This is a genomic window from Streptomyces sp. ISL-100 (assembly GCF_018614615.1).
Classification (GTDB): domain Bacteria; phylum Actinomycetota; class Actinomycetes; order Streptomycetales; family Streptomycetaceae; genus Streptomyces.
Genome location: NZ_JAGGOK010000059.1, coordinates 85,579 through 96,545, shown reverse-complemented (window position 1 = coordinate 96,545; position 10,967 = coordinate 85,579). Strand labels below are relative to the sequence as shown.

Annotated in this window: 9 protein-coding genes; 2 read left to right on the top strand and 7 right to left on the bottom strand. The window is 70.7% G+C overall.

Translation table 11 applies throughout. From position 1 onward, the window contains the following. Position 1 precedes the first annotated feature (1 nt). Positions 2–1,477: a nitroreductase family protein gene (locus J7E89_RS26040; protein ID WP_308315604.1), complete on the bottom strand. Its 1,476-nt coding sequence runs from the start codon at positions 1,475–1,477 to the stop codon at positions 2–4. Between the two features lie 233 nt (positions 1,478–1,710). Here J7E89_RS26040 and J7E89_RS26035 point away from each other — a divergent pair, with 233 nt between their 5' ends. Then, positions 1,711–2,586 carry a helix-turn-helix transcriptional regulator gene (locus J7E89_RS26035; RefSeq protein WP_214976866.1) on the top strand — a complete coding sequence of 292 codons (876 nt, stop codon included), beginning with the start codon at positions 1,711–1,713 and terminating at the stop codon, positions 2,584–2,586. A gap of 250 nt (positions 2,587–2,836) precedes the next feature. Next, positions 2,837–4,204, top strand: coding sequence for an aminotransferase class V-fold PLP-dependent enzyme (locus J7E89_RS26030; protein ID WP_214976865.1), 1,368 nt, complete (start codon positions 2,837–2,839; stop codon positions 4,202–4,204). A gap of 220 nt (positions 4,205–4,424) precedes the next feature. Here the strand turns inward: J7E89_RS26030 and J7E89_RS26025 are convergent, their stop codons facing one another. The 6 genes from J7E89_RS26025 to J7E89_RS26000 all read right to left on the bottom strand — a co-directional run bounded on the left by J7E89_RS26025 (position 4,425) and on the right by J7E89_RS26000 (position 10,915). Beyond that, positions 4,425–5,564 carry a ThiF family adenylyltransferase gene (locus tag J7E89_RS26025; protein ID WP_214976864.1) on the bottom strand — a complete coding sequence of 380 codons (1,140 nt, stop codon included), beginning with the start codon at positions 5,562–5,564 and terminating at the stop codon, positions 4,425–4,427. A 14-nt stretch (positions 5,565–5,578) separates the two neighbouring features. Continuing rightward, positions 5,579–6,667, bottom strand: a complete 1,089-nt coding sequence (locus J7E89_RS26020; RefSeq protein ID WP_214976863.1) for a ketoacyl-ACP synthase III family protein — start codon at positions 6,665–6,667, stop codon at positions 5,579–5,581. Between the two features lie 120 nt (positions 6,668–6,787). Continuing rightward, positions 6,788–7,558 (bottom strand): SDR family NAD(P)-dependent oxidoreductase, encoded by a 771-nt coding sequence (locus J7E89_RS26015; protein WP_214976862.1) that lies wholly within the window; start codon positions 7,556–7,558, stop codon positions 6,788–6,790. A 79-nt stretch (positions 7,559–7,637) separates the two neighbouring features. Continuing rightward, on the bottom strand, positions 7,638–9,287 hold the full coding sequence (locus J7E89_RS26010; protein WP_214976861.1) for an FAD-dependent monooxygenase: 1,650 nt from the start codon (positions 9,285–9,287) through the stop codon (positions 7,638–7,640). A gap of 49 nt (positions 9,288–9,336) precedes the next feature. Further along, positions 9,337–9,786, bottom strand: coding sequence for a VOC family protein (locus J7E89_RS26005; protein WP_308315603.1), 450 nt, complete (start codon positions 9,784–9,786; stop codon positions 9,337–9,339). A 4-nt stretch (positions 9,787–9,790) separates the two neighbouring features. Next, positions 9,791–10,915 carry a glycosyltransferase gene (locus tag J7E89_RS26000; protein ID WP_214976860.1) on the bottom strand — a complete coding sequence of 375 codons (1,125 nt, stop codon included), beginning with the start codon at positions 10,913–10,915 and terminating at the stop codon, positions 9,791–9,793. Positions 10,916–10,967: the final 52 nt, after the last annotated feature.

Genomic DNA, 10,967 nt, shown 5'->3' with positions numbered 1-10,967 from the left:
ATCACCTCTGCCCGTGGGCGTGGGCGGGCTGAAGACGGTCGATCTTGACCGCGGAGGTACCGGGGGTGCCGAGCATCGCGACGTAGAGGACCTCGTCCTCGTCCGCCAGTCCCGCGAGGGAGTGCCAGTGTCCGGCGTCGAAACCGCCGATGGTGGTGACGGCGATGCCCGTTCCAGTGGCACCGAGGTAGAGGAGGTGGGCCAGGGTACCGGCGCGCAGCAGGGCCTCGTCGACGCCGCGCATGCCGATCCGGAAGATGTCCCGGTGCCGGGCGTGGAAGACGACGGCCGCGCAGGTGTGGCGCAGTTGCTCCTGCCCCATGCAGATCCGCACGATGTCGTCGCCGGTCGCCGCGGTGGTTCCGGCGGGCTCGGCGGCGATCTCACCGGTGCCACGGATCGGGTACGCGCCCGGGGCGAGCCCGGTGACCCGGCGAGCGACAAGGGTGGCACCGAAGCCGTCGGACGGGAACAGGTCGGTCGTCAGCGGGGCGCCAAGGACGGCCAGCGCCTCCCGCACCCGGTTCTCCGGCAGTTCGGCGTCGCCGAAGTCCTTCGCCGAGCGCCGCCAGGCGGTGAGGTCCGCCAGCGCGGCGTGGAGCGCGGGGACACCCGGGTCCACGCCGTCCGGGCCGGTCAGCAGGGGGCGGGGACGAGGGGCGGTGGACTGGGCCGGGGGCTGCTGGAGGTGGGGAACCAAGCCCCGCCAACATCGTCCCTCGGAGCCGTCCGCAAGACGGTGTACCGGTGGCACGCTCCGCCAGTCCGTACACGTCCACGTGCCAAGGGAGCGCTCGTAGTTGACGACGGGGTCGGCTGCCAGCAGAACGCTGTGCGGGAAGACGTGGTTGTCGCCGAGGCGCAGCAGGCCGCTGAGGGGCCCAGTCGCCGCGCGGGTCAGCCACTCCGCCCGACGGTGGCTCCGCTCCGCCAGGCACAGCAGGTGTGTGCCCAGGTGCGCGGCGTCCAGCTGGGCGTAGAGATAGCCCCGATCGTCGTACTTGCGTATGGACAGCCACGGGCGCACCGCGATCAGCACCAGGAAGGCTTCGGACCCCGGGAGGGCAAGCCCACCGCTCTCCAGCGCCTTGGCCACCTGCTCGCCACGGTGCAGCAGACGGCAGCTGCGCCGGGTGACGTCCACGGAGAACACCGTCGGACCCGCGGGTCCGCCGGTGACCACATATTGCTCGTACGGGTACAAGGCGCCGGCCGACGGCACGGAGGGGCCGCCGTTGAGGGACCCTTCGGCGGACGCCTCGAACAGGGTAAGCGCACCGCGCAGTTCGGCGGGCACGGATATCCGCTGGGGCCGGGGGGCGCCGTCGGGAGCGGCGGCGAGCGCCATCTGCTGCCAGAAGCGCAGGGCGTCCCGCTCCGCGTCCACGGCGTGGGCACGAGGTCCGGTGGCCGTGTCCGCGACGCCCTCGAGGCGGTCGGCGGGCCGGTCGTCCATGACGGAGCCTTTGTCCTTCACCGGTATCGCTTCTCCTTCCTGCCGAGGCGGGCTCGACGTGAACACCTGAGTTGGCGCCGAGCGATGAGCCGCACTCACTCGGCAACTACGTACAGTAATGCCGAAAAGCAGGATCAATACTTTCGCCAACAACAGTTCCGATCTTGCCAGATAAGAGCAGAACCGTGTAGACCCTTTAGTGGCCGACAACGGTCATGACCGGAAAAGGACATGCGGGGGAAAGGATTAATTAAGTGCTCCTGCAGGCAAATATAAATGGAGAGAACGCCTCTCTGGAAACGCTGTCGAAACTGGTGGGAAGGCAGCAGCGGGCATTGGTGGAGGCCGGAGAGGTCACCCGCTCCCTGCAGTTGCAGCTGTCCGCCCTCGCCCTGCACCACCGCGGGACTCAGGACGTGGCCGTCACGGGCGTCGAGGAGATCGACGACCCGGGGCGGGTACGCGCCCTCCTGGACTCCGTGGCCGCGATGACCCGACACCAGATCCGCGTCATTCAGCCGTCCGTCGTCGCCCGTCACCTGATCTCGGACTGGCTGGGCGAGGACCGGTACGGGCACGAGAACAGCATCGAAGTCCGCACGATCCACCAGAGTTCCCTGCTGCACAGTGAGCGGGCCGTCTCCTACCTGGAGCGGCTGGCGCGGCGCGGAGTACGCGTCCGAGTCGCGCCGCTGCTGCCGTTTCGCCTGATCATGGTGGACGAGACGTCCGCACTGGTCTGCCCGCCGGACACGACGTTGCTGGTGCGACAGCCCGCTCTGCTACAGCTCCTTGCCCGGATGTTCGAGTTCTGCTGGGACGACGCACGCGACCTGTACAAGCCGCCGGCGGAGACACCGCACCGGGAGACGAAGGCGCTCGGCGACCCAGCCGGTGTGGGCAGGGTCCCCCTGAGCGAGCAGCAGTTGGTGATCCTCAGGCTGTGGGCGAAGGGCCGCCAGGACCCCGACATCGCCTGTGAGCTGCGGGTCTCTCCCCGCACACTGCGTCGCATGGTGTCCGCGCTGCTGCGCCGGCTCGGAGTGAGCAGCCGCTTCGAGGCCGGTGTCGTGGCCGCGCGCACGCATCAGCTGCTGGAGGACACCGAGCGGCTACCGCTGCCCTTCTGACCGCGTGTGGCCGCACCCGGCCGCGTCCGCCGAGGGTCAATCTCCGCCCGCTGCCCACCGGGACGCTCTGCCAGAACCAGGCATCCCAGGCCCCGCCCGTTCCACGGTCGTTGGGCCCTGCCTCTCTGGTGAGCCCCACTCCCGGCAGTGGCTTCCTCTCGTACTGCTTTCCCCTCTGGGCCTCACCCGGGCCGTTCCGGCCCGCAGGTGCCGCCGGAACCCTGCTCAGTTCACCTACCAGGAGTGCGACATGTCTGTTCAGCCGTCCTTGCCGACCACCGAGGTGGAATGCGGTGACCCGCTGCCCGTGCTCGGCGCCGATGTGACGGTGCCGCTCGTCACGGGGGGCGAAGTGCCCTATGCCGCCCTCGACTACGCGGCCAGCTCCCCGATCCTGCGGAGTGTGTGGAACGACGTGGCCACGTATGCGCCGTACTACGGCAGCGTGCACCGCGGCGCCGGCTATCTGTCGCAACTGTCCACCGACCTGTTCGAGCAGAGCCGGGAAACCGTGCGGGAGTTTCTCGGCTGTCGTGGCGACGACGAGGTCGTCTTCACCCGGTCGGCCACCGACTCGCTCAACATGATGGCGTCGGTACTTCCCGCCGGGACGAGGGTCTACGTCTTCGAGACGGAGCACCACGCCGCCCTGCTGCCGTGGCGTGATACGGAGTTCACCCTGCTGAGGGCCCCTGGCACCCGCCACGAGGCGGTCGAGATCGTGGCCGAGGCGCTGGCCGGCCACGACCCGGAGCGGCCCGGCCTCGTCTGTGTCACCGGTGCCTCCAACGTCACGGGCGAGCTGTGGCCGGTCGCGGAGATCAGCGAGGTCGCGCACGCGGCCGGGGCGCGGGTGGTCCTGGACGCCGCCCAGCTCGTACCGCACCGACCGGTCGTCATCAGCGAACTGGGCGTGGACTACGTCGCCTTCTCCGGGCACAAGATGTACGCGCCCTTCGGAGCGGGTGTGCTGGCCGGGCGCGCGGACTGGCTGCGCGAAGCCGAGCCATATCTGGCCGGGGGCGGGGCAAGCAGGCGGGTCGTGCGCGGCGACGACGGGTTCTCCGTCGAGTGGCAGCAGGGCCCCGCGCGGCACGAGGCCGGGTCGCCGAACGTCGTCGGCGCCTACGCGCTGGCCTCGGCCTGCCGCGCGCTCCAGTCGGAGGGCTTCGACTCGCTGATGGCGCGCGAGGAGGCGCTGCTGCAGCGGACCCTGGCCGGTCTGGCGGCAATTCCGCAGGTCAAGGTGTTGTCGCTGCTGGGCGATTCCGCTCCGCGGGTCGGTGTCATCAGCTTCGTGGTCGAGGGCTGGAACAGCTCGCACCTGGCCTCGGCGCTCTCCGCCGAGCACGGCATCGGGGTTCGTGACGGCATGTTCTGCGCCCATCCGCTGGTCCGCGGCCTGCTCGGCAACGCCCCCGACCAGCCGGACGAGTGCGGCGCCCCGGAGCCGCTGGCGCCGGGCGAGCGGCCTGTGAACGCCGTGCGGGCGAGCTTCGGCGCCGGCACCCCCGTCGAGCACCTCGACCGGCTGGTGGCCGCGGTCGCGCAGCTCGCCCGCGAGGGGGCGCGGTGGACCTATCGCACCGAGGCGGGGCGCTGCGTTCCGGTGCGCTGAAAGGGCTGCTGCGATACGTGCCCGCCTGCCACAGGGCAGGCGGGCACACAACTGTTATCGGAGACGCCGATAGAATGCGAATGCATTCTTCATGTACCGCCGGGGCCGAGAATGGAGAATGCCGGTTCCTGGATTCGGAGCGTGTACGGGAGTTCCGTGTCAGCGGGACTCTCCGACACCGAAATCAGCACGGAGAGTAATCGTTCTGGGGCGGGGCGGGTCAGTAGGAGGGCATGGCGGTGTCGATCCGCTCCGCCCAGGCAAGGATGCCGCCGCCCAGATGGACCGCGTCCGGGTGGCCGCTCCTCTTGACCACCGCGAGCACCTCCGCCGAGCGGATGCCTGCCCGGCACAGCAACACGGTCCTGCGGTCCTTGGGCAGCCGGTCGGCGGCGTCACCGCGCAGGAACTCCCCCTGCGGGATGAGCACCGAGCCGGGCAGGTGGGCGAAGGCGTACTCGTCCGGCTCACGGACGTCGACCAGGGTGACCGGCTCGCCCTGGTCGAGCAGGGCCTTGAGCTCCTCCGCCGAGACGGTGGACGCCCGCGCGGCCTCGGACGCCTCCGGTGACAGCAGGCCGAAGAAGGGGTCAGCGGCCGTGAGTTCGGCCGGGCGCTGGGTGCGCGCGTCCGGGCGCAGCGGCACGGTCACGCAGGTGGCGGCCATCGCGTCGTACTTCATCACGCGGCCGACCAGTGGCTCGCCCGCGCCGGTGAGCAGTTTGACGGCCTCGGTGGCCAGCGTCACGGCGAGCCAGGCCCCCACCACCTTCAGCGCCCCGGCCATACCGCGGAAGTACGGGGCGGGGGGCTCGGGGTACAGGTCCCGGAAGCCCGGCCCATGCCGGTCCCAGAAGACGGAGGCGCGGCCCCCGGTGGCGTCCATGGAGCCCCACACGAAGGGGATGCCGGCCTGCGCGCAGACGTCGTCGACGAGTTGGCACCGGGCCTGGTCCTCGCCCGCGCACACCACCAGGTCGTAGCCGTCGACCAGCTCCCGCGCCGAGGTCACGTCGAACCGGCCCTCGACGACCGTCCGCACGGACGGGTGGGTGCGCCGCAGGGCATGGGCCCAGGCGGATGCCCGGTCGGACGGTTCCTCGCCCGGAATGCCGAGATAGCGGTCCCAAGGGTTGAGGGGTGAACCGTCGGAGATGCCGATGAACCCGATGCCCGAGTCGGCGAGATGGGCGATGAGCGGCGCTCCGATCTCGTCGGCGCCGATGACCAGCACCCTGCCCGCGGCGAGCCGCCGCTGGCCCGGGGCGCCGTGACCGGACAGGATCAACTGGTGTGCGTGGCGCCGGACTTCGCTGTCGGGAAGGTCGGACGCAGGCTGTACAAGGGGCGGAAAGGGCATGGCGGGGCTCCTCTTCACTTCTGGGGTACGGGAGCCGTCGCGGCCTGTGCCTCGTCGGCCTCCGCGGTGGCCCAGGAGGGGATGTGGAGGATCTCCAGCACCGCGGCGCCCCAGTTGAAGCCGTAGCCGGTACCGGCGAGCACCACACGGTCCCCGGGTTCCAGCTGTCCAGTGGTCAGCAGGTACTCGAGCCCCGCGTTCTGGTCGCCGGATCCGAGGTGGCTGACCTGACGCCCGAACTCCCAGGTGGTGCGCTCCTGTCCGACGCCCATGTCGGCGAGCATGTTCCACCAGCGCACGGTCTGTCCGTTGTGAGGCATGACGAATCGCCGTACGTCGGCCACGTCGGTCTTCGCCTCGTCGAGGGCCTGCTGGATGCAGTCACCGATGCCCCCGGCGATCTGCAAGGAGATCGACTCGAGGTCGTTGAGGTTCTTGCGCATGAAGTCCGTCTTGCGGGCCCGCATGTTGAGGGGCTTGTCGCCGGAGGCCGGGGCGTCCTTGAGCCCGCGGCCGCGGTACATGTGCTCCAGCGAGGAGTCCGATGTGAGGACGCAGGAAACGACCCGGGCGAAGCCGGGGGTCCGACCGAGTACGAGGGCCGTGCCGCCGTCGGCCATGACCGTGCCGCTCTCGGTGCGGAATCGGTCGAACCCCGGGAGGCAGAACCGCTCGCCGGTGGTGACCAGGACGGCGGCGGCGGCGTCGCAGCCCGCCAGGAAACCGGCCGCGAGCGACAGCGCGGCCATGCCCCCGTTCGACTTCTGGTCGACCTCGACGGCCGGGGCGTTGCCACCGATGGTGTGGTGCTGGATGTAGGAGGCCGGCGTCCACATGTCCTGGCCCTGGAAGTACGCGCTGGCGTGCAGCAGCAGCCGTACGTCGTCGGGGGCCAGATCGGTCCCGGCGCGTTCGAGGGCCAGGCGGGCCGCCGCCACAGCCAGGTCGGGGGCGAACACGTCGTCCGACACGGTTACCCCGAGGAGGGCGTTGGCGACGTACTCAGCGGAGGCGTAACGCCCGTCGGTCACGGCCTCTTCGAGGTCGAGCCGCCGGCCCAGACGTACACCGAGGGATGTGAGGTAGATGTCGTTGAGGAGCAAGTCCAAACCTTTCTGACGTACAACGGCGGTTCGCAGCGGGCCCGAACGGGGCGGCGCAGCGGGCGGTCGGCCGCATGGAGCAGCGGGCGACAGGCCTCACAGAACGGAGGGTGGCGGATCTCACAGATAGGCACCCCCGGTGGTCTCCACACGCTCTCCGGTGATCCACCGCGCCTGTTCCGAGGCGAGGAAGGCGACGGCGTCTGCCACATCCTCTGGCTGTCCCAGCCGTCCAAACGCGGTGAGCGCCGCCGCCTCGGCGGCGTCCTCGGGGTGGGCGCGCAGCCGGGCGCGGTGGAAGTCCGTCTCGATCAGGCCCGGTGCGACGGTGTTGACCGTGATACCGCGGGGACCGAGCTGCGCCGCCAGTGAGCGGCTGAACGCCTCAAGCGCGCCCTTGCTCATGGCGTAGGCCAGCACGTGCGGGTGGGCGATCCGGTTGGCGACGGAGGAGACATTGACGATCCGCCCCCCGTCACGCAGCAGCGGCAGGAGCCGCTGGACGACGAACACGGGGGCCTTCACATTGATCGCGAATACCCGGTCGATGTCCTCACTGGTCAGGGTGGTGATGTCGGCGCGGCATCCGACGCCCGCGTTGTTGACCAGGACGTCGAGCCCACGGGAGCCCGTGTGCTCGACCAGGCCCTGCTCGACGCCCGCGGCCAGCGCGTCGACGGCGTCTTCCTCGGTCAGGTCGGCGCGTACCGAAAAGGCCTGTCCGCCCGCGGCGCGAACCGCGGCCACGGCCTCGTCCGCCGCGGCGGCGTCGCGTCCGTAGTGGATGGCCACCACGGCACCCGAGCGGCCCAGCCGTTCGACGACAGCCCGGCCGATTCCCCTGCTGCCGCCGGTTACCAGAGCGGTACGCGGTGCGGTGTCCGCTGCCACGGTTCCCTCCCCTCGTCGCGAACGGAGAACGAACGCGACGCCATGTGAGTTGAGTTTCGAATGGTGAGTTGAGTGCGCCTCAGGAAGGCTGTTCCGGGCGGGCGAGGAGCGCGGCCAGGGCTTGTTCCAGACGGGGCTCGGGCGCACCGTCGAGGCTCTGGGCACGCCATGCGACGAACCCGTCGGGGCGCACCAGCAGGGCCCCGGAGTCCTCGACGCCGACCTGGGTGGTCCAGGGGGCACCGGTCTCGCTCGCCGTGCCGTCGCCGTCCTCGACGCGATGTCCGTCCACCGGGACGCCGAGACGGGCCGCCACCTTGCCGAGGGCGTCGAGCCACTCCTGCCCGCGTGAGCCGGTGAGGAGGGTGAACCGGTGGTCGACCAGGTCGAGTGTGGAGACCCGGTCGCGTTCCCCGGGCAGCCAGTGGTGCGGGAGACGGGAGCCGGGGGATCCGTCCAGGTCCGCCTCCACGTCCTCGCCGGACGGCAGCCCGGGGTGCGCGTCGAGCACGGCCGCGGAGTCGTAGCGGTAGCCGAGGTGGACCACCGGGGCGTTGAGCGCCCCGGCCCGAGCCCTGCGCGCGCGGCCTTCCGGCCCGGACGCCCAGTGCAGGGAGGGATCCTCCAGCCGCAGCATCGACTGCTCCAGCGCGGTCCTGGCCACCGGGATCCGCTCGGCCTCGTAGGTGTCCAGGAGGGCGCCGCCCGCATTTCCGTCCAGAACGTGTGCGAGTTTCCACGCGAGGTTGTGGGCGTCGGCCACTCCCGTGTTCATGCCGAAGGCACCGACCGGCGGGATGACATGGGCGGCGTCCCCGGCGAGGAACACCCGGCCGGAGCGGAATCGGTCGGCGATCAGTCCGCGTACCTGCCAGGGCAGGATGCTCACGACGTCGGGCTCCACGTCGGCGGCGGGTCCGATGGCCTCCCGGATCCGTGCGGCGCACTTCTCCGGTGTGAAGTCCTCGGCCTTCTGGCCGGAGTCGGGCGAATAGCGGAAGTGGTAGATCCACTCCCTCCTGCCGTCGACCGGCAGCAGCCCGCCGGAGGCCTTCGGGGTGGTGATGTCGCAGATGACGAACGTGTGGCCGTGCGTCAGCTCCGTCAGGTCGGCATGGAAGAGCACGCTGATCAGGGGGTCGCCGAGCACGCCGGGGCCGCTGGTGGCGATGCCAAGTCGCTCCCGTACGCCGCTGCGGGCGCCGTCGGCGGCCACCAGGTAGCGGGCCCGGATCTCGCGGATCCCGTCAGAGCCCGCGACCTGTGCGGTGACTCCCTCGTCGTCCTGTACGAAGTCAAGGAGCTCGGTACCGAACTCGATGCGCGCGCCCGCGGCCCGGGCCTCGTCGACGACCACCTGGTCCAGGCGGCCCTGCGGGCAGGTGCCGCGCAGGGTCTGCGGCGTCAGCCGGCCGAAGGCGTCACTGCGGGGCGGTGCCTGCTGGGACAGGACGTCCAGGTCGGCCTCCGCGAGGGTGGGTGTGGTGAACATCTGGAGGTTGTCGCCGGTCATGTCCACGCACTGGGCGTCCACCGCGTCGGCGAGACCGGCCGCGCGCAGGATCTCCACGGTGCGCGGGCCGATCCCCATGGCGCGCGGGTGCGTCGGCGGGGCCGGGCGCCGCTCGACGGCCAGGGTGCGTATCCCGGCCCGGGACAGGAACAGGGCTGTGCACAGCCCCACCGTGCTGCCGCCGACGACCAGTACGTCGGGATTCTCGCTGGGCATTCGGTTTCTGCTCCATTCGTACGGATGAACAGGCACTGCGACGGATGCGTTATGTGTCGGATGCCGAGTCGAAGGCGGGCATCCGCGGGGCCCCGGGGTCCCAGGACGCGACGAACTTCTGCTGCCGGGAGATGTCCATCATTTCCAGGTCGATGCCGAGGCTGCGCACCTTGTGGTAGGTGTACGGGCGCCCGAGCGGGCAGGCGCTGAACTCCTGGGTCAAGCCCGCGTCGGACAGCCGGGCGGAGCTCTGGGTCACGTCCTCGGTCCAGTAGCCGAGGTGGTGGCAGCGGGCTCCCAGGGAGGAGTCCCAGGGGCTGCCGGGGGGCCCCTGGACGAGTTCGATGTACGGCGGGCCGCCGCTGGTGAACGCGAGCCGGTAGTCCCACTCCCCGAGGGAGTCCTCCAGGACGCCGGACCACTGGGCGCCGACGCTCGCGGTGAGGTCACTCATCGCCTGCTCGATGTCCGGTACGACGAAGCACACGTGGTAGAACACGGCGTCAGACCAGCTTCTCGATCAGGTTCAGCACCTCGGCGGGCGCGGGCATGGCGTTGGCCTCGTCCGCCAGCGACCGGGCGCGCTCGCGGTAGGTCGCCTTCGTCAGCAGGTCCTCCGCCGCGGTCGCCACCGCGTCCGGGGTGTCGTCGCCCGGCAGGATCGTGCGGGCCGCGCCGTAGGCGGCGAGGCGCTCCGAAGGGGCCACCAGCTTGGGCATGTTGGGGACGAGCAGCTGGGGTATGCCATAGACCATGCCGGTCAGCGCCGTGCCGCCGCCCGCGTGGTGGACGAGCAGGTCGCAGGTGCGGGCCACCGTGTCGAAGGGCAGCCAGCCGACCTTCGTACCCGTCGCCTCGCTGAGTTCACCGGCAACCGCGGGCGGTGCGCTGACCAAGAGCTCGGCGTCCAGATGCCGGAGCTTGTCGACGAGTTGGACCAGGTAGTCGAAGAAGTAGCCGGGGGCGGTCTTCGTGCCGGCGGTGATGGCGACCCTGGGCGCGGAGCCCTTCGTGTACATCCACGGCTCAAGCTGCGGCTGCAGGTTGCAGGGGACCCAGAGCATGGAGGTCCCCTGCGGGGCCTCGGGGTCCCGGACGCTCGGCGGGCAGACGTCGATCCACAGGGCGGAGTCGGGGATGCCGCCGAGGCCCAGTGCCTCGAGTTCCGGCCGCATCTCGATCTCGGCGGCTACGTCGACGACCTGCGGCTCGCCGGAGTCCCAGGACTGCCGTACGTAGGGCACGCCGATGCGGGCGGCGAGGACCGCGGCCGAGTAGGTGAGAGTGCCGCCGACGACCACATCGGGGCGCCAGGACCGGGCCAGTTCGTACAGGGGCTCCTGGTAGAGCGCCGCCATCCGGCCAAAAGCGTGGCCGATGGACCGCATCTGCACGTCCGGGTCGTCGGACTTCGGGACGAGATCGCCCGCACGGTCGGTGGTGATGAGGTGCCGGATCGGGACGTCGGACACGCAGACGCCGGGGAGCCCGGCTCCAGCGATCGCCTCCATCGTCTCCTTGTTGGAGGCGACGAGGACCTCGTGGCCGGCGTTGCGGGCGGACGTCGCCAGCGGGGTGAGTGCGTAGGCGGTGGCCGGGCTGCCGCCCGTGACAAAAAGGATACGCAAGGAAGAGACCTCACTCGATGTCGGAGCGGAAGGGGGGTAGGGCATCGAAGAA